The sequence below is a fragment of the Rhizobium sp. ARZ01 genome (genome assembly GCF_014851675.1).
In the GTDB taxonomy this organism is placed as follows: Bacteria; Pseudomonadota; Alphaproteobacteria; order Rhizobiales; family Rhizobiaceae; genus Mycoplana.
The window spans coordinates 224,065-243,690 of the sequence record NZ_JACVAE010000003.1 but is presented as its reverse complement, the minus strand read 5'-3'; the positions used below and the strand labels follow the sequence as shown (position 1 = coordinate 243,690).

8 protein-coding genes are annotated in these 19,626 nt (G+C 65.6%); 1 reads left to right on the top strand and 7 read right to left on the bottom strand.

Annotation, left to right across the window (positions count from 1 at the left end; all coding sequences use genetic code 11):
• Positions 1 to 7 precede the first annotated feature (7 nt).
• Together IB238_RS18485 and IB238_RS18480 are read right to left on the bottom strand one after the other, a co-directional pair.
• The gene (locus IB238_RS18485) at positions 8 to 9,241 is read right to left on the bottom strand and encodes a non-ribosomal peptide synthetase/type I polyketide synthase (RefSeq protein WP_192250316.1); all 9,234 of its coding nucleotides are present in this window, start codon (positions 9,239 to 9,241) and stop codon (positions 8 to 10) included.
• Between the two features lie 36 nt (positions 9,242 to 9,277).
• Positions 9,278 to 13,726, bottom strand: coding sequence for a MupA/Atu3671 family FMN-dependent luciferase-like monooxygenase (locus tag IB238_RS18480; RefSeq protein WP_192250313.1), 4,449 nt, complete (start codon positions 13,724 to 13,726; stop codon positions 9,278 to 9,280).
• A 221-nt stretch (positions 13,727 to 13,947) separates the two neighbouring features.
• On the opposite strand from IB238_RS18480, the gene IB238_RS18475 reads away from it, so the two are divergent.
• The gene (locus IB238_RS18475; RefSeq protein ID WP_192250310.1) at positions 13,948 to 14,622 is read left to right on the top strand and encodes a 4'-phosphopantetheinyl transferase superfamily protein; all 675 of its coding nucleotides are present in this window, start codon (positions 13,948 to 13,950) and stop codon (positions 14,620 to 14,622) included.
• A gap of 37 nt (positions 14,623 to 14,659) precedes the next feature.
• Here the strand turns inward: IB238_RS18475 and IB238_RS18470 are convergent, their stop codons facing one another.
• The 5 genes from IB238_RS18470 to IB238_RS18450 are packed head-to-tail and all read right to left on the bottom strand — an operon-like array spanning position 14,660 to position 19,622.
• Complete coding sequence (locus IB238_RS18470) at positions 14,660 to 15,652, bottom strand: TRAP transporter substrate-binding protein (RefSeq protein WP_192250307.1); 993 nt, start codon at positions 15,650 to 15,652, stop codon at positions 14,660 to 14,662.
• A gap of 11 nt (positions 15,653 to 15,663) precedes the next feature.
• A complete protein-coding gene (locus tag IB238_RS18465; protein ID WP_348648268.1) occupies positions 15,664 to 17,451 on the bottom strand; it encodes a TRAP transporter large permease subunit in 1,788 nt (595 codons plus the stop codon).
• A complete protein-coding gene (thiD, locus tag IB238_RS18460) occupies positions 17,439 to 18,239 on the bottom strand; it encodes a bifunctional hydroxymethylpyrimidine kinase/phosphomethylpyrimidine kinase (protein WP_192250304.1) in 801 nt (266 codons plus the stop codon). Before thiD ends, IB238_RS18465 begins: the two co-directional genes overlap by 13 nt.
• On the bottom strand, positions 18,236 to 18,898 hold the full coding sequence (gene thiE, locus IB238_RS18455; protein WP_192250301.1) for a thiamine phosphate synthase: 663 nt from the start codon (positions 18,896 to 18,898) through the stop codon (positions 18,236 to 18,238). Before thiE ends, thiD begins: the two co-directional genes overlap by 4 nt.
• Positions 18,885 to 19,622: a hydroxyethylthiazole kinase gene (locus IB238_RS18450; RefSeq protein WP_192250298.1), complete on the bottom strand. Its 738-nt coding sequence runs from the start codon at positions 19,620 to 19,622 to the stop codon at positions 18,885 to 18,887. The genes thiE and IB238_RS18450 overlap by 14 nt, the downstream gene beginning before the upstream one ends.
• Between the last annotated feature and the right edge of the window lie 4 nt (positions 19,623 to 19,626).

Genomic DNA, 19,626 nt, shown 5'->3' with positions numbered 1-19,626 from the left:
GCGGGCGTCAGCGCGAAAACCGTTCCTCGATGGACGCAGCCAGGCTTCGCGCATTTTCACCGCGCAGCATGCTGAGATGGTCGCCCTGGACCCAGGGCATGTCAAAGCAGGCGGGATCAGCAAATCCCGTCCAGCCCAGAGACGGATCCTGTTCCAGCGCCAGCTTCCGGACCATATGCAACGGACGCGTCCGAAAAAGCGTGACCGGGGCCTTGATCGGTCCACCGCCATAGGTACGAGCAGCCGCCATCCAGCTTCGTTCCACCTGCCGCTGCCGATAAAGCGGCAAGTTTGTCCGCTTCATCAGAGCCAGGACCGGGCCTCTCAGGAGATACGGGTGCAACGTTGCCGTGACCCGTGCCCAGAGATAGCCGAGCCCCTCGTTGCGCAGAAGCGAGAACTCGTTTGCAAAACGCTGGCGCAGGCTGAGTGTGATGCTCGGCCGAAAATCCCTTGCGACACCCGGCGCGTAGGTGTCGAGGACGAACAGCCGCTGCACCGTCTCGCCCTGAGCCTCAAGCTGCCGCGTCATTTCCAGCGCCGTGTAGGCGCCGCCGGAATACCCCGCAAGGATATAAGGCCCCTCCGGCTGGTGCCGGCGCAGATAGCGGAGGTTCTCGGCAGCCATCGCCTCGATGCTTTCGTGTGGCGTATGCCCCTGGACGCCGCGGGTCTGGAAACCGATCGCCGGACGCTTTCGCCCGATCAGGGTACCGAGCTCGAACAGGTTGTTTACATTGCCGCCGACACCGCCCACGACGAAGAACGGCAGGCCGCCGGACTCCGGGCCGGGATCTATGACGGTGCTCGTATCCCAGGGTGCTTCCGGCCCGTCGGCGGACGCGGCGTCCCGATCCAGGAGGGCAGCGAGTTCCCGCACGGTCTGGTTGCGAAACAGCGTCGATATCGGCAGATCGTGACCGAAATCCCGCCTGATGCGGTCGAACAGCCGCACGGCAAGCAGCGAATGCCCCCCGAGCGCAAAGAAGTTCGCTTCCGCTCCGATCTGCCGCAGGCCGAGCACATCCGACCAGATCTGCGAAAGCCTTGCCTCGGTTTCACCGCGCGGCAACTGGCATGGCGCTGCCGTTACCACGGCAGGCCTGATCGGCGGCAACCGCTTGCGATCGACCTTGCCGTTCGAATTGAGCGAGATCTCGTCGAGCGGGACGAAGAAGGTCGGACGTGCGAAGTCTGGCAGGATCGAGGCAAGGTGCGCGGAAAGCGCGTCGGACGTCGGCGCCGGACCGTCAGGTACGAAATAGGCGACAAGCACCTTGTCGGTTTGGCCTTCGGGCGCGGTCGCTATGGCCACCGCCTGGCGGATCGCCGGATGGCTTTCCAAGGCCCCTTCGACTTCGGTCAACTCGACGCGGAAGCCGCGCACTTTCACTTGCGTGTCGGCGCGGCCGAAGAACCGCAAAACCCCGTCGCCGGGATCCATTGCCAGGTCGCCGGAGCGATACAGCCTGAGATCCGGATCCCAGGGCGCCGTGACGAATTTCTCCGCCGTCAGCTCGCGTCGGTTCCAGTAGCCGAGTGCCAGGCCGCGACCGGCAATGCACAGTTCACCGATCAGCCCTGTCGGCACCGGCTGAAGCATCTCGTCCAGGATGTAGATCTGCGTGCCGGGGATGGCCTTGCCGATCGGCAGCGGCAGCCCCCGCTTCAAGTCCACGGCTGTCACCGCATGAGCATTGGTCACATTGCTCTCGGTCGGGCCGTAGCCGTTGATCACGGTCACACCCGGGCAAGTCGACAGGACCTGCGCCACATGGGTGGGCGAAACAACGTCGCCGCCGACGATGACCTGATCGACCCGGGCAAACGCCTCCGGCCGGCTGTCCGCAACTGCATGAAACAGTCCCGATGTCAGCCACAGCGTGTTCACCCCATGGCTTTCGATCGCATCGGACAGCTGTGAAATCGACAGCGCCCCATCCGGCGGAATCACGACCGTGCCGCCATGAAGGAGAGCCGCGAAGAGATCGATGATCGAAGTGTCGAAGGCAAAGGCGGAGGAATGGAGTGTCACGGTCTTGGGGCCGAGCCGGAGCCAGTCCGTATCGCGCAGAAGCCGTATCACCGAACGGTGCGGCAGCACCACGCCCTTCGGCACACCGGTCGTGCCCGACGTGAACATCACATAGGCGATTGAATCACCGGTGATGTGTGGGTCGGGTGCACGAGTCGCGGCGAGCGGGAAATCCGCAGTCCGAACGCTCTTGACCCCGGCCGCAGCAACCGGGGCGCAGTCGCCCAGCAACACCTTGATACCTGTATCGCAGGCCATGAATTGCAGCCGGTCTGGCGGCAGCGCGGTGTCGAACGGCACATAGCCTGCCCCCGCCTTCAGCACGCCCAGAACGGCCACCGGCAGGGACAGCGACCGTTGCGACGATATCCCGACCAGATCGCCCTGGCGCACCCCTTCCGACGCCAGCAACGCGGCCAATGCGTCGGAACGCGAATCCAGCGTCGCATAGTCCATGGCCTGATCCATGTAGCGCACCGCCACCTGGTCGGGTGCCCGCACCGCCGCGGCGCGGAAGACCTCCACGATGGATTGCGGCCCGGTTGCGGCCGGATCGACATGGCTGCCGCTTGCGGGACGGCTCGCATCGCCGCGCAACAGATGGCCGACACGCGCTGCCATTCCCTCGGGCGCGGTGGCGATCGCATCGAGAAACTGCCGGAAATTGCTCGCGTGATGCGTCACCGTCGCCCTATCGAAGAGGGCGGTCGAATAGTTCCACGAAAACTCCACACGACCGGGGGCATCGAACAGGTTGAAGAATAGTTCGAAGTATTCATGCCCGGTCGGATTGACCTCCAGACGCGCCGCAACTTCGCCGAAGCGGAGCTCTCCAAGGTCGGCGAGGTTGTCGATGTTGACGACGACGGGAACGAGCGCGATCCGTGACGGGTCCCGCGGCTGGTGCAGGTCGCGCATCAGGGCGCCATAGGTGTAATTCTGGTGATCCAGCGCCCCCAGAAGGTCACGTCGCGCCTGCGCCAAAAGTTCCGCCATGGTCATGTCGGCGTCGATCCAGCCACGGATCGGCAGCAAGCTCACGCCGTGCCCGACTGCCCCTTCGGTCCCATGGGAGAGCTGACCGGAAGCCGGCAATCCGATGACCACGTCGGAGGAGCGCGTCAGGCGCGACAGGTAGTAGCGGAAGGCCGCGAAGACGAGGTTGCGCAAGGATGTGCCGGCCTCCTGCGCCCGATCGCGCAGCGACCGCTCCAGCGCCGGATCCAGGCTGGTCTCGACCCGATCTGCCGTCGTATCGCGCGCCATGGGGTACGGTCTGTCCGTTGGCAGGTCGACCGCCGGAAGCGGCCCGGCATACTTGTCCAGCCAGTAGGCCCTGTGCCGTGCGGCTTGCGGGCCTTCGCCCCATGCGGCCTCGGCGGCGACCAGATCGGCGATGCTTGCCGGTGGCGCCAGGGCGGCCTTTTCGCCCCTCAGGGCAGAGGTGTAGAGCACCGCCAACTCGCTCAGCAGCACACCCATCGACCATCCGTCGCAGGCGATATGATGAGCGAACAGCACCAGCTCGCTCCGCGATGCGGAGAGCCGCAGCAACATGGCGCGCAAAACCGGTCCATTGACCAGATCGAATGGCGCACGGGCAGCAACACCGTGCAATTCGTCGCGCCGCGCTTTCTGTTCCGGCGCGCCAAGAGCGGAGATATCGAGCTCCTCGTAAGCCAATTCACGATGCGGATAGATCGTCAGGGAGGCATTCTCGACATCGAAGGAGGCACGCAGGCCGTCGTGGCGAGCGACCAGCTCTGAAAGTGCCGTTCGCAGCACCGATCCGTCCACCGCACCATCGAGATGCAGGCTGAAGGAGAGATTGTAGGAAAGCGACGCAGCCGGATTGATCCCGATCGCCGCGGCGATCTCTCGCTGCCCCTCGGTCATCGCGATTCGCCTGATCTCCGCCGGAACGGACGGCTCGACCGCCTCATTCAAAGTTGGCTGCGGCACAGCTGATGGCGCCGCTTCCCGCCCCGAAACCTGTTCGCGCAGCCGACCGGCCAGATCACGCAGCCGCGAAGCCTCGAACAGAGTGGAAAGCGGAAGCGCGATGTCGAAATCCTTGCGGATGCGCGCGAACATTCGCACCGCATTCAGGGAGTGCCCGCCAAGCGCGAAGAAGTCGTCGTCCGGTCCGACCTCGGAAACGCCGAGAATTTCACCCCAGATAAATGCCAGTTGCGCCGTCACGGGATCTCCAATCGGCCCGCCGGCCCCCTGCCGCAAGGTACGTTGGCGTGGCGGCTCGGCGACATCCGCCAGCGCCAGCCGTACAAGGTCGAGCGAGACCGGTGAGACGACCAGCTGGCGGCCGGCATGCGCGAAGACACGGGCAAAGAGATCCGGCGCCTCGGCCGCGCGAATGCCCGTTGCCAGCAACTGCGTCGTCAGTCCCGCCGGCCCGGCCCCTGCTCCGAGCGCATCGCGGTCGACCTCGCGCAGCGCCAGATGCTCAAGGACAACGACCGAACGACCGGCGTCGTCGAAGATAGCCACGTCGAAGGCCGCAAACCGACCCGGCTCGCCTTCCACCCGCACGGCACGACTGGTGACGGCGGCAGGCAATGGCCGGAGAACGCGTATCCGCTCAACTGACATCGGGACGTAGAGACGACCGTCTTGCCGTGCCACCGCTGCCAGTCCCACCGTCATTGCCATGTCCAGTAGCGCGGGATGGAGCGGATGGGTCCCAAGGTCGGCCGCGAACGGTTTGGCAAGTCTGAACTCACCCTCCGCCACCCCGTCTCCGGCCCGCAACGCCTCGCTGCAATCCCAACGCGGGCCGAACGCAATCACGTCTTTCTGCGGCGCATGTCCGCTCTCAAGGGTGGTCGCCTTCATCAGCGTCACGTCGAGCACCTTCGGCAGGCTCTCGTCGAGGCACTCGGCAGCGACGACCTGGGCCCGCATATGCTCGACCGGGTGTTGTGCCGGACCGGCCGTACTTTCAATTGAAAGATCGTAGCCACCCGTCCGCGGCTGGAGATGGACCGCGACCCGCCGCGGAAGCCCCCCAAAAGTCATCGGCTGCACGAAGGACAGCGCCGCAAGCTCGAAGTTATCCGCGCCAAGCACGGCGCGGGCCGCCGCCTGCGCAAATTCGATGTAAGCGGTGCCGCACAAGACCGGCTGCCCCGCGACCACATGCTCTGACACGCGCCAATCGGCTTGCGGATCGATCCGCGTCTCGAAACGGACGCTGCCATCAGGCTCGTCGTGACGGGCGCCCAGCAACCGATCGCCTTGAGGCGCTTCGCCGGCTCCATAAGCCTGTGCCGCCATTCCCGTATCCCTCCAGGTTGCCCAGGCGATAGAGAAGCCGTCGCGACGGGAGGCGGCCAGCGCCTCGAGTGCGGCATTGGCGGCCGCATAGGCGGTCTGGCCGGCCCCGCCGATCACGACCGAGGAAGAAGAGATCACGGCGAACAAGTCGATGCTTCCCTCCGGCAGGAGATTATGAAGCGTCTTGGCCCCCTTGAGTTTCGGCCGCATCAAGGCAACCGCCGCTTCCAGCGGCTGCACCACGAGCGGGGCGTCGTCGAGCAGGCCGGCGGCATGGATAACCCCATGCAGCGCGCCGAAGCGCGACCTCACCGTGTCGATCGCCTGCGCCATCGCCGTCTCGTCGGCAACGTCAGCCGGCAGGAAGAGGACTGCACCACCCTTTGCCTCGATCCCCGCCCGCAGCGCCGCATCCTCCTTGGCCGAGCGGGAAACGAGTGCCAGCCTTGCCCCGGCAGTCTCCGCCAGCCACAGCGCGAGCAGGCGCCCGATGCCGCCCGTGCCTCCGGTGATGAGATAGACGCCACCCTGGCGCAACCGGGCAGGCAGTTCGTCTGGCAGGGCGGCTGGTACGCGCATGCGGTCGCGAACGAAGCGGCGCTCGCCGCGCAGGGCTACGTGATCGGCCTCATCCGGCGCCGCCGCCTCCGTCAGCAGCGCCGCGACGGCAGTTGCACCCGGCGCCGTCTCGAGATCGACGACAGCCGCACTCAGGCCGGAGATCTCGCGGGGAGCAACCCTTACCACGCCGAGAAGCGCCGCAAGTGCAGGATTTTGCGGCTTCTCGTCGGCAGCCACGGCGGCTGATCCTGTCGTTGCCAGCACAAGCCGCGTGCCCGGTTCGGGGTCGGCCTGCTGCAGGAAGCGGGCGAGCAGGTAGGATGCTGCAAAGGCCTGGTCAGCGATGTCGGGATCGAGCGCCCATAGCGCCAGCACGCGCCGCGGAACCACCGGCATGGCAGAGGCGAGCGCATCGAAATCCTCCTGCGCGTCGGGGCGCAGCGTGAACCCGCCTTCGACGGACGCGAAGCTATCCCCGGCGCGAAGAACGACCAACCGTGATCCGGCGTCTGCAAGTCGCGACAGGACCGCCACGGAGGCCACATCGCGCCCGGCCAGCACCAGCCAGTCGCCGGCCAGATCGGCAGCCGTCGCGGATCGTGGGCGCTCCGTCCAGCCGAGCACCTCGACCCAGTCGGTGGGATCGTCAAGGCGTGCCAGTGGAGGAGCGGTATCCTCCTTGACCTCCTCGACCCTGCCGCGACCGGGCTCGATCCAGTGCCGCTCCTTCTCGAACGGGTAGGTCGGCAGCGACACGCGCCGCCCTTCCCGTCCGGAAAGGCGGTCCGCATCAAGCGGCACGCCATTGGCCCAGAGCCCGCCGAGCGCTGCGACGGCGACGCCCATCTCGTCTTCCTCGTCGCGCGGGCGCGGCGCAGACGGCAGGATGGCGCGCGGTGCGTTCTTCGTCTTCGCCGCCGCGACGAGCGGCCCGACGGTCTGTCCCGGCCCGACCTCGATAACGACGCTGTCCGGCGCTTCCAGCACGGCGGACACCGCATCGGCGAAACGCACCGTATGCCGCAGATGGCGGACCCAGTAGTCGGCCGAAACGAAGTCCTGGCCATTCCCCCAGCTGCCGCGTAGCGAGGAGACCATCGGCGTCGTCGGCTGCCGGAACGTAATCCCTTCAATCCCCTCCCGGAACCGTTCGAGCTGGTCGTCCAGGTGCCGCGAGTGGGCGGCGACCTCGATGTGGATGCGCCGCGCCTCGTGCTCGCTGCCTGCCAGCTGCGCCTCCAGCGCCTCGATATTCTTCACCGGGCCGGAAACGACGGTCGACTGCTCGGAATTGACGGCGGCGATGTCGAGGACGTCGCCGATCAGTTCGCGCACCCGCATCTCGCCGAGCGGCACGGCGGTCATGGCGCCGGCCGGCGCCTCGTCCATCACCTTGCCGCGCAGGGTCACGATCCTAAGCGCGTCCGAAAGATCGATCACGCCTGCCGCCACCGCGCCCGCATATTCGCCCACACTGTGGGCAACGATCGCGTCGGGCCGGATACCCCAGCTTTCCCAGAGTTTCGAATAGGCATATTCGAGGATGAACAGTGCGGGGATGGCATAGCGGGAGCGAGCGAGCTTTTCACGCGCTGCCGTGTCCGAAAGCTTTGCACCGAACATGACCTGTCGCAGGTCTGCCGGCGCGGTGTGCGGCAGCAGGGCAAAGCATTGGTCGACCGCATTGGCAAACACCGGCGAAGCGGCCATCATCCCGGCACCAGCGCCCGGATACTGGGCTCCGCCGCCGGGAAACAGGAAGACGATCCGGGGCGGAGACGCGCCAGCCTTGCCATGCCGACGCAGCGGCGTGGCCCTCGCGGCAAGTGCGGTTTTGAGGTCATCGGACGTACGGGCGGCGATGGCGAACCGCTCCGAAAATTCCCTGCGCCCCTCCCGAAGCGTGAAGGCGATGTCCTCCGGCGCAGGGGCACCGTTACCGACGAAGCCCTTCCAGCTTTCGCGCATTCGTTCCAGCGCAGCGGGCGTGCGCGCGGAGAATGGGAAGAGCCGCCATTGCGAGGCTGCGGCGACCGGTTCACGGCGTGGCGCTTCTTCGACGATCACATGGGCGTTGGTGCCGCCGACCCCCAACGAATTGACCGCGGCCCGGCGGGGGGTTGCCGTCTCTGGCCAGTCCTGCCCTTCCGCCACGACGCGGAAAGGGCTGGCGGCAAAGTCGAAGCGGCTATTGGGTTTTCGGAAGTTCAGGCTGGCGGGCAGACGGCGATGCCGCAACGCCTCCACAACCTTGATCAGGCTCGCGGTGCCAGCTGCCGTGTCCAGGTGGCCGATATTGGTCTTCACCGAGCCGACGCCGATACTGCCGGTGGGGGCTGTGCCATAGACCTGTTTCAACGCGGCGAGCTCGATCGGATCGCCGATCGGCGTACCGGTCCCGTGCGTCTCGATGTAGGAGAGGCTCGAAGCCTCGACTCCGGACAGCGCCAGGGCTTCTGCTGCTGCCTCGGCCTGACCGTCGACGGAGGGTGCCAGGTAGCTGGCCTTGCCGGCCCCGTCATTGTTGACGGCGCTGGCCAGGATAACGGCCTTGATGTCGTCGCCGCCCGCCAGTGCGTCTTCATAACGGCGCAGAACGACAAGGGCAGCACCCGAACCGAACACGGTGCCGCGGCTGTCGTCATCGAAGGCGCGGCAGATGCCGTCTGGGGAGAGAATCTCGCCCTCTGCGTAACGATAGCCGGTGCGGTGCGGCAACTCGATCGTCACCCCGCCCGCAATCGCCATGTCGCATTCCATGTTCAAGAGCGAACCAATTGCCGTGTGCACGGCCACCAGCGAGGTCGAGCAGGCAGTCTGGATGGCGACGGAGGGGCCGGTGAGATTCAGAAGATAGGACAGCCGGGTGGGCAAGAAATCCTTGTCGTTGCCGGTGTGGCGCAACAGGAACAGGCCGATCTCTTCGACCAGTTCCGGATTGGAGAGCAGGTTGAAGGGCAGATAGGCCTGCATGCCCGAGCCGGCAAAGACGCCGATCCTGCCGTCGAACCGCTCCGGAACGTAGCCCGCGTCCTCCAGCGCCTCCCAGCCGCACTCGAGGAAATGGCGGTGCTGCGGATCAAGGATCGCCGCCTCACGCGGCGAGAAGCCGAAGAACCCGGCATCAAAGCATTCCATGTCGGGCAGGACATGCGCCATGCGGACATAGGCCGGATCGGCGAGCAGCTTGCGGCTGACGCCTGCTGCAACTATGTCGGCGTCACTGAGACGCTGCGCGGCGGCGCGCCCCGCCGCCAGCATCGACCAGAACTCTGCCACGTTTCGCGCCGACGGAAAGCGCCCGGCGCGGCCGATGATCGCGATGCGGTGGTCCGGCAGGCTCCTCTCCATGCGCGAAACTAAGCCTCCTTTCGCGTCGGTCCCTATTTAGCGTCGGCCGAGCCGCGCAAGCCGCGCTGCGGCCCTTGCTGCACCCCGGTCGACCGCGTTGGCTGCTTCGGACGGCGCACCCGCCAGATGTGCAGCAATTGTGCGTATGGTCGGGAAGCGGAACAGGTCGGTGATCGCCACGTCGCGACCCAGTTCCTCCTTCATCCGGCGCTGCACCTGCACGACCAGCAGCGAATGCCCGCCGAGATCGAAGAAATTCTCGGTGACTGAGACTTCGTCCAGCCCGAGCGCATGGCGCCAGATCGCGGCAATTCCGGTTTCGAGATCGCCCTCCGCCATCGTCATTTTGCCGCGCTCCGATCGCGCCGATGGGACAGGCAATGCCTTGCGGTCGATCTTGCCGTTCGGCGTCAGCGGCATCCTGTCGAGCAATACGATTTGCGCGGGCACCATGAAATCGGGAAGCTTCGTCTCCAGCATCGCCCGCAGGTCCGTGATCGATGGGCGCGCTGTGCCGGGCGTGACGTAAGCGACGAGACGCGTGTCGCCGGGACCGAACTCCACGGCCTTCACGGCCGCTTGGCTTACGCTGTCGTCGGCGGCCAAGAGGGCCTCGATCTCGCCGATCTCGACGCGGTGGCCGCGGATCTTGACTTGCCCGTCGATGCGGCCGAGGAATTCCAGCGTCCCGTCCTGATGGCGGCGAACCAGATCGCCGCTTCGGTAGTACCGGCCCTCGGACGTCTCGACGAAGCGTTGGGTGGTCAGATCGGGCCGCTGCCAGTAGCCGCGTGCCAGGCCAGCGCCGCCAATCCAAAGCTCGCCTTCGACCAGGTTCGGCACCGACAGGCCGGCAGGCGAACGGATGCTCAATTCTGTGTCAGCGATCGGTTCGCCCAGGGGAACGCATTCACCTACCGTGTCGAGCCGGGCCACCGAGGACCAGATCGTCGTCTCCGTCGGCCCGTACATGTTCAGAAGGGTACCAGACATGGCGGCCCGAAGGCTGCGCGCCAGGTCGGGCGGCAGCGCCTCGCCCCCCACCATCAGGCACTCCAGGCGCTCCAGGGCCCTTCGGCCGACTGCGTCGGAGGCGAGATAGGTCGCCATCGACGGCGTGCACTGGAGATGCGTTATTTCACCGGTCACGACGTCTTCCGCCACCGAGGCCCTGCGCGTGATGCCGCCATCCATCTCCAGCCCGCTCATCAGGGTGCGAATGTTCGGCAGGTTGGCCAGAGCCGTATCCGTGTCAATGCCGAAGTCGATGAGGCAGGCAATCTCGTCCACGCCGATGGCGGCCACGTTGCGCACCATCTCCTTTGCGCTTTCGGGCGTGCCGAACAGGCCGGCGGTGCGGTAGTAGCGATCAAAGGCGTGTTCGAGCAGCGCATCGAGGTCGGAAGGCGACAGATCCTCCTTCTCGAACATTTCCTGGGGCGTCATTCCGGCCTTGCCGGCGCGCTCGACAATTGTCGGAAACGTCCAGGCGGCCCGGCGGACCAGGTCCACGGCGCTCTTCAGGTAGCTTTTCATCGGCTTTCGCGCGGCCTCGATCACGGAGGCCTCATCCTGACCGACAAAGGTGTGCAGCATGAGCACTACATGACCCGGACCGGCATGCCCTGCCTCGGCGCGGGCGATGCGGTACAGGCGGATCTTTTCCGCAACTTCGTCCAGCGTCTGCCCCAGAAGATGGGTCAGTACACCGCAGCCCATCCGTCCCGCAGCCACGAACGTTTCCGGATTTCCCGCCGCGGTCAGCCACAACGGCATGTCCTTCTGGACCGGCCGGGGATGGATCTGGATGGCGACAGGCTTGCCGTCATGGCCAGGAAACTCCAGTGTTTCGCCCCGCCAGAGCCGCCGCAGCGTCTCGATAGATTCGAGCATGATCTCCTTGCGGCCGGCGAAGGCTTCGGGGCGCAAGAGAAAATCGTTCGGCTGCCAGCCGGAGGCGAGTGCCAGGCCTGCGCGGCCGTTCGAAAGGTTGTCGACGAGTGCCCAGTCCTCGGCGGCGCGCACCGGGTGATGCAGCGGCAGCACCGTCGACCCCGCCCGGAGCTTGACGTTCCTGGTTAGTCCCGCCAGCACCGCCGAACTGATCGCCGGATTTGGATAGAGCCCGCCGAAAGCATGGAAGTGTCGTTCGGGCGTCCAGATCGCCTCGAAACCATTCTTGTCTGCAAAGCGCGCGCCCTCGAGCAGCAGCCGGTAGGCCTCGTGACCGCTGCCCGCCGCTTCGGAAGCAAAGTAGAACAGCGAGAAGCTGGGAAGCGCACCTTTTCCGGCCCCGTCCACCTGCAGCACCACGGTCGCGCCGCGGACGAGGCTCCAGAGGATCTCGAGTACGGAAATGTCGAATGACACCGAAGTGACGGCAAGCAGCCGCGCATTGCGCGTCATCGGCACGACCGCATCCATGCCGGCAAAGAAGTTAGTCACGTTGCGATGGGCGACCATGACCCCCTTCGGCTGGCCGGTGGAGCCGGAGGTGTAGATCAGATAGGCCAGGTCGTTCGGCGTCCCTCGCGCCTCGTCAAGGGCCGGACCGGCCTCATCCGGAAACACCACCTGTCGCGGATCGAATGCCAGCCGCGTCGCGGCTGCCCGGCTGGCCACTACCAGCGGTGCACCGGAATCCGAAAGCATGAAACGGATACGCTCGACCGGATAGGCCGGGTCGAGCGGCAGATAGGCGGCACCCGTTTTCAGGATCGCCAGCATGGCAACGACAAGGTCGGCCGAGCGCTCCAGGCAGAGGCCGACGATCACGCCTGGCCGTGCACCGCGTTCCGCAAGCACTCCGGCAAGCCGCGACGCACGCATGTCCAGTTCCGCATAACTCAGCCGGACCGGCCCCGCTTCCAGCGCCGGAGCGTCTGGTGTGTCATGGCAGGCCTGCACAATTCTCTGGTGGATCGTTCCGGTGTCCAATTGCAGCGACTCGTTCCGCACAGACGCAACAACACCGCCAAGCGGCAACTCCGACAGCGAAGCCTCCCTGCGGGAGACGAACGCGCCGAAGAATGTCGCGAAATCCGCCGCGAGCGCGGCCAGCACGGCCGGCGCGAAGATGCCGGCGCGCGCGGTTATCGTGGGCGGATCCAGGGATAGGGCGATATCCGCCTCGTGCGGCACCTCCTGTGCCTCGCTGACGATCACGCGTAGCGACCGCAACGCCGCCCGGCGTGTCTCCGCGTCGGCGATGCGTAATGGCAGGTCGATCGCCATCGGCGCACGGGCGAAAGCGTCGTGCCTCGCCGTCCGCATTGCCTTGGTCGCCGCCGTCGGCGTCGCACAGTCAGCGAGGTTCAACGTCACCGGTCGCAGGGTCGACAACCAGGGAGCAGACGGCTTTGAATCGACGAAAGCGATCGACAACACCGATTGGCCGGTCAGGCCGGCGACCCATGCGAGCCAGCCGGCCGCGAGCGTCTCTATATTGGTCACAGCCGCGACGAGCGGCACCGCTCTCCCCGCGGTCGCATGCGCCAGGGGATAGGGCGGCAGCGCAGGCGCGGCGCGGCGCAATGTCCTTTCCCATTCCGGCTCGGCGTTGCCCACCTCCGATAGTGTCGGGGTGTCGGGATCGTTCAGCGACGGCAGGCGCATGCCTACGATCAGTCCGGCCGCACTCGGCCCGACTGTTTCACCGGTCAACTGGCTAAGTACGCTGAGCCGAACGGGCGCGTCAGCGGCCATGATCGTCACGCTGTCGGTGTTGACCGCAAGAACCTCGCCTGCGGATCCTGCAGTTGCAGGCATGATCTCCAACCGCCCGACCGTCAGCAGTGTTCCACCAGTCCACAGCTTGGCAAGCGCAAGCGGGTTGGCATAGCCACCGAAATTCAGACCCCGCACGATTTGGCAGAGTTCCCGCGCCGGCCGGCTGAAATCAAGCGTACCAAGCGCTTCCGGTCGTTTCGAACGCGCATACCATTTGCGCGGCGCAATGGACACCACGGGCGCAAGGCGATCATCGGCAAGGTCGGAAATAAGTTCGCAGAAGCTGTCGAACGCCGCTTCGTAACAGCGCGCGTTGAGGCTGAAGGCCGTATCGGTTCCGCCAATCGGGAAGCGGCGTTCTTTCAGCACACGCCCCGCGTCGACGCGCTCGGTCATTTCGTGCCAGGTAACCGCGTGCTCGCCCGCCCCCTCGAGGAGTGCCCAGGCCGGCACATTCGACCCGGCACGGGTCGGCAGGGGTCCGTCATGGAAATTGATCGCCATCCGCCGGGCGCGCGCCAGCGCGGACGCGGGCAAGATGGTCAGATTTGCAATGCTGAAGAGATAGTCAGCCTTCTCGGTTTCGTCGACCGCATCGGCCGTCCGGGCCCATTTGACCCCCTCCGCCTCAGCCCAGGCGACAATCTGCGGGTCGGTCGTCAGGATGCCCGCGATCGACCCGCCGGCCTGCCGAAAAAACTCGGCGCAACGCAGGAGAAGGGTACCGTCACCACAAAATAAGGCGCTCAGATTCATCTTCGCTCAACCACGTCAATAGACTTTAGAGTTTGCCCCAACAACCTTGGCGGTTCTAGCCCGGAAGTATCTGACTACGATAAGACGGAATCCAGCGGATTTGACTGTGAAGAAATGATGAGATTGGCTGCCTTCACAGTCGTAAGTGGAGGGCAAGGCCAGTATGCTCGCCTAAGCACGTAAGCTACTTCTTCAGGCAATGGATGTGCATGATTAGCTAGATGATTGACCTTTACACCATTGCGCTTAACCACCGAGAGCTAGGGTCCCCTAGCCACTGGGATTGGCTGTCCGAAGCCGAACAGCAGCGTGCGCGGCAATTTCACATACCACAGCTCACGCAACGTTATGTTGTGTCCCATGCAGCACTGCGACTCGTCCTTGGCCGGCACACCGGACGGCATCCTTCGGAAATATATTTTCAGACAAACGCCTGGGGACGTCCTGAAATTAACGGCGGCCCCCACTTCAGCCTGACGCATTCAGATAGCATCGCAGTCATCGCCGTCAGTATTTCCGTGCCGATCGGCGTCGACGTTGAGGATATTTCAACGAAAATCGACATCGACATTCTGCGCGGAATCATGTCGACGGAGGAAATTCGTCGCCTTGACAGCAGTGATCCGCAAGGCGATGCACTCCTTCGTCTTTGGACCAGAAAGGAAGCGATACTGAAGGCGTTCGGCAGGGGCCTATCCTACGACGCGCGCCAGCTGACGGTTGGGTTCGATCCGGCAAAATTTAACTTCTGGCGGCACGTCGCCTTACGTGAGGGCAACAAAACTCTGGATTTCATTCTTACTGACGTTTGCATTTCAGAACGAGTAACCGCAGCAGTAGCCCTATCTGGCCGTTCGACGGATGCTGCCGTGACCGTCCGGAGTGTCGAGATCTAGGGTCAGGCCCTCTGGCGTCGAAGCTCAAGCAAGCCCGTCACGCGCGTTCGACCGCCCTGATCCTTTCCACGCCACCGACGATCGGCGCAAACTCCCGCCAAACGGCGTGCGCCCCCTCCTGCCATTCTTCGAAGGCTTCGGCTTTCAGCACCTGTCCGCCACCCGCCAGCGCGAGTTGCGTCGAGGCGCGCTCGTCCTCGACGATCAGTCGGTTGAAAAGGTCTGCACCCTCGGCGGCGGCTTCACCCAGAACAGCCCTCTCTTCTTCGTTCAGGCGGTTCCAGAGGCTTGCCGCAAAATACACGACCCCGGAAGCGCGGATGTGCCCCGTCTCGGTCAGGAAGGGCACGACCTCGTAGAGCTTGAAGCCCGCATAGGCCGACTTCGTCAGGTCCATCGCATCCGCCACGCCCGTCGACAGCGCATTGTAGGTCTCGGTGATCGGAATACCGACCGGTGCAGCGCCATAGGCGCTCCAGAGCGTTGTATGCAGCGGGCTCTGGATGACGCGGATCTTTCTCCCCCTCAGTTGCATCGGCCGGGTGACCGGCTCCTTGGTGAGCAGATGGCGGGCGCCGTAGTCGATGAAGCCGCCGACGACGAAATTCTCCTCCGCCAGCCGTCGCCTGATGTCCTCGCCCACCGGGCCTTCGACGACGCGCCGCACGTGGGCTGCGTCGCGATAGAGAAATGGCAGGTCGAGGATCTGGACCTCCGGGACCCAGCCCGAAAGCGCCGAAACGGTGGCAAGGCTGGCCTGGACCGATCCGAGCCGCGCCCCTTCCGCCACCTCCTTCTCGCCGCCGAGCGCCCCGTTTGTTACGACGTTGAAGCGGAAGCGGCCCGGCAACCTGGCCTCAACCCGCTCTGAGATGTGACGCCAGATTTTCGTCTCAGGCTTGTCCTCGCCCAGCAGCGAGGCGACCGTGATCGTTGTTGTACGCGCCTGGACCGGGCGCACGAGGGCGGGAACGGCGAGAGCGCCGATGGCTGCGAATTTGATGAGAGAACGACGCGTGAGGATTTTCATGGAGGTTCCGATCAGAAGAGCAGGACGAAGGAGATGAGGATGAGGAGCGAAATGAGAAGGGCCGCGAGATAGGGCACGACGGCACGAAACAGCGCCGAAGCGGGCACTCGGGTCACGCCGCCGACGACAAAAACGAGGATGCCGAGCGGCGGCGTCAGGCCGTGGATCATCAGATTGACGACGACGATGACGCCAAACTGGATCGGATCGAGCCCCGCTGAAATCGCCACGGGCAACAGGATCGGCCCCAGCAGCAGGATGGCCGCACCAATGTCCAGTACAAGCCCGGCAGCGAGCAGCACGACGTTCGACAGCAGCAGCACGGCAAACGCGCCGCCGCCGAGCGTGTTGACGACCTGGGAGACGAGGCCGGCAATGTCGTCGACGGCGAGCAGGAAGGCGAAGGGCCCGGCCGTGCCGATCAAGAGGCCGATGGCCGCCGTCTCGGTCGCCGCCTGTCGGAAGGTCGCGTAGAGCGGCACCGTTCCGCGTTTTGCGACGACGGCAAGCATCAACGTGTAGGCCGCAGCGACGGCCGCCGCCTCCGTCGTCGTCACGATGCCAAAGCGGATGCCGGCCACGACGATGACGCCGAGGCCAAGTGCGGGCATCGCCAGGATCGCCGCCTGCCGTCGTTCGCGGGCGGTGGCCGGCGCCCGCGTTGCCGCTTCTGCCGATGTCAGATGGATTGCTGCAGCCAGGCAGAGCGCCATCAGCCCGCCGGCAAAAAAGCCGCCCACCAGCAGCGGGCCGACCGACAGGTTGGTCGCCGCGGCAAGCAGCAGGAAGGCGATCGAAGGGGGGATGACGTTGTCGAGCACCGAGGTCGCGGCGATCAGCGCGCCGGCCCGTTCCGGTGCATAGCCGTTGCGCACCAGTTCGGGAAAGAACGTGGACGCACCGAAGGCGGCATTGGCGACCGAGGAGCCGGACGCGCCGGAAAAGAGCACGCTCGTCAGCAGCGTGGTCTGGGCCAGCCCGGCCCGCCGGTGCCCGACCAGGGTCTCGGCGAGGCGAACCAGCCGGCCGGCGGCGCCGGAGGCGGTGAGGAGCCCGCCGGCCAGCAGGAAGAACGGAATGGCCAGGAGCAGGAACTTCGACATGCCGGTGACGGCAGTCGAAACGATCGCTGGCTCGGGCAGGCTGCCGCCGAAGGCAATCGCGACATAGGCAGCGGCGAGAAAGGCGTGCGGCAGCGGCGCTGCCAATAGCAGGCCGAGCCCGGCGACCAGCGCAAGAAAAAGGCTCGCCGGCAAGGACGTCTCGATCGGCAGAAGCGGCACGGCCGCATAGACGGCGGTGCCGATCCCAAACGACAGCAGCACTGAAAAACCGTGCCCCTGAATGAGCCGATTCAGGAAAAGGACGATAAGCACCAGAAGGCCGCCGGCGCCAAGGAATCCGAACCGGATCCATTCCGGCAGGCCCAGCGCCGGGGAAATGCCGCCGAGCATCGTCATGATCTCGGTGCCGCCGAACAGCAGCACCAGCGCCGCGACCACGCTGAACGCATCCGCGCCGATCGCAGCCGCGCTCCGCCCGCAGCCGCGCAACGATCGCACGAAGACGTCGAGGCGCATCGCAAGCGGCCCCTTCAGGGCGAGTGGCGCACCGACGGCGATCAGGGCCACGTGCATCCATATGGCTAGCTCTTCGCCGCCGACGATGCCGAAATGGAAAAGATAGCGCAGGACCACGGCGACCAGAACGAGGGCCAGCAGCCCGGCCAGCAATGACGCAGCCAGAAAGCCGAGCCCGCCTTCGATCGCCGCAAGGATCCGTTTGGTCACGCCGGCCACCAGCGATGAAAGTGATGCACTGGCCCCCGCCCCTGCCCGATCCGTAGATTTCGCCCGGCCCACAGCGCCTCGTGCAGATAAGTTTTGGCGCGACCGACCGCCTCCTTCAGCGAGTACCCCTTAGCGAGATTGGCGGTAATCGCCGCTGCCAGCGTGCAGCCCGTGCCGTGGTCGTTCTCGGTCTCGATGCGCGGAGCGGGCAGTTCCAGAAGCTCCTCGCCGTCGAAGAACAGGTCGGTGCTGTCGGCGCTCCGGCTGTGCCCGCCCTTGACGAGAACGGCGCCGGCGCCGGCCCGCATGATCGCTTCGGCCTGTCGAACCATCGCCGGCCGATCCGTGGCGATCGGCGATCCTGTCAAGAGCGCCGCCTCGGGCAGGTTGGGCGTCACGATCCGGGCGAGGGGAACGAGTTCGCCGATCAGGGCCTCGATGGCTTCTTCTCGCAGCAGCCGGTCACCGGAGGTGGCGATCATCACCGGGTCCAGGACCGGCCGAATATCAAACTGCCTCAGCCCGTCGGCAATCACTTCGATCGTCTCGACGCGCGAGACCACGCCAATCTTCACGGCATCGACCTTCAGGTCGGTGAAGATCGCCTCCATCTGGGCGGCAATGACAGGCGCGGAGATGTCCTCGACGGCGCTCACCCCTTTCGTGTTCTGCGCCGTGATTGCGGTGATGACGCTCGCGCCGTAAACGCCGAGCGCCGAAAAGGTCTTGATGTCCGCCTGCATGCCGGCGCCGCCGCCGCTATCGGATCCGGCAATGGTTAGCGCGATCGCCGTCATGCCGCCCTCCCGTCGAGCCCCGCATCGACCGACGCCCGCAAGGCGCGGGCCGCTGCCGCGATGTCGGGAGCGCGGAAGATCGCCGAGATCACGGCAACTCCGTCTGCCCCGGCATTGATGACGGACGGAATGCGGTCGAGATCGATGCCGGCGATCGCGCCGACGAGCAATGCCGGGTTCAGGGCGCGAAGCTGCGCGCGCAAGCTGGCAAACCCCTCTATGCCCACCGGCGGATCGGGGTTCACCTTCGACAGTGTCTCGAACACCCCGCCGATGCAGGCATAGTCGACGGGCGCCCGACCGGCCCGCTCCGCGTCCGCTGCGTTCTTCACCGTCAGGCCGATGATCGCGTTCGGTCCCAGCAGCCGCCGCGCGGTCTCGGCATCCATGTCGTCGGCGCCGAGATGCACCCCGTCCGCACCGGCCGCAAGCGCCACGTCCACCCGATCGTTGACGACGAGCGGCACGCCGCTGCCGGCAAGCGCTTCGCAGATGGCCCGCGCCGTCTCGATCATCGTGCGCGTGGATGCTGTCTTGTCGCGATACTGGATCAGCGTCGCGCCATTGCTTGCCGCAAGGTTCGCAAGCTGCGGAAGCGGGCCGACAGCGGTAAGCCCCGCATCGACCAGCGCGTTCAATCGGTAGTCAATCTTGGTCATGTTCGATCCTTGCAAGAGCAACGAGTTCTTTTTCACCGAGCGCGGAGAGCGCATCGAGAAGCGCGACGCCGAACGTGCCCGGTCCGGCGGCATTATTTGCCGCGCATTCGGCGGCAACGCCGGTAACAGTGAGCGCGCAGGCAGCGGCGCTCAGCGGGGCCTCTTCCACCGCCATGAAGGCGGCGATGACACCGCCCGAGAGACAGCCGGTGCCCGTCACCTCCGCCATCCAGCGATGGCCGTTGGCGATGCGCACCGTCACGCTTCCCTGTGCCAGATAATCGACGGGGCCTGTCTGGATCCGCAGGCTTTCCGCGGTCGCGCCAATCAGCTCCATTTCCGACCGGTTGCCGCGCACGATCGTCGGCTTAAGCGCGATCAGGTCGCGGGCGAACGCCAGACGTGACGGCGAGTAGTCGCAATGAACAGGGTCGAGGATCCAGGGCTTTCTGCCGGCATTGGCGACCTCGACGGCGCGCAGGATCACCGTCCGTCGCTCGGCATCTAGCGTGCCGAGGTTGACGGTCAGCGCATCCGCCTTCGCCACGAAGTCGGCGATCTCCTCACGCGAAGAGGTCATGGAGGGAATGCCGCCGACGACGGTGATGCCGTCGGCGGTGAATTTCTGCACCACGGTGTTCATCAGGCAGTGGACGCGCGGGCGCTGTTCCCTGACGCGGGCAAGAAGCCGGGCCGCCATTTGCGGGGATGGAAGGTCGCGCATGCCG

Coding starts and splice junctions, on each gene's coding strand:
- IB238_RS18485 (WP_192250316.1), bottom strand. CDS start 9,241: ATGGAGAGGAGCCTGCCGGACCACCGCATCGCGATCATCGGCCGCGCC.
- thiD (WP_192250304.1), bottom strand. CDS start 18,239: ATGACGGCGATCGCGCTAACCATTGCCGGATCCGATAGCGGCGGCGGC.
- IB238_RS18475 (WP_192250310.1), top strand. CDS start 13,948: ATGATTGACCTTTACACCATTGCGCTTAACCACCGAGAGCTAGGGTCC.
- IB238_RS18450 (WP_192250298.1), bottom strand. CDS start 19,622: ATGCGCGACCTTCCATCCCCGCAAATGGCGGCCCGGCTTCTTGCCCGC.
- IB238_RS18470 (WP_192250307.1), bottom strand. CDS start 15,652: ATGAAAATCCTCACGCGTCGTTCTCTCATCAAATTCGCAGCCATCGGC.
- IB238_RS18480 (WP_192250313.1), bottom strand. CDS start 13,726: ATGAATCTGAGCGCCTTATTTTGTGGTGACGGTACCCTTCTCCTGCGT.
- thiE (WP_192250301.1), bottom strand. CDS start 18,898: ATGACCAAGATTGACTACCGATTGAACGCGCTGGTCGATGCGGGGCTT.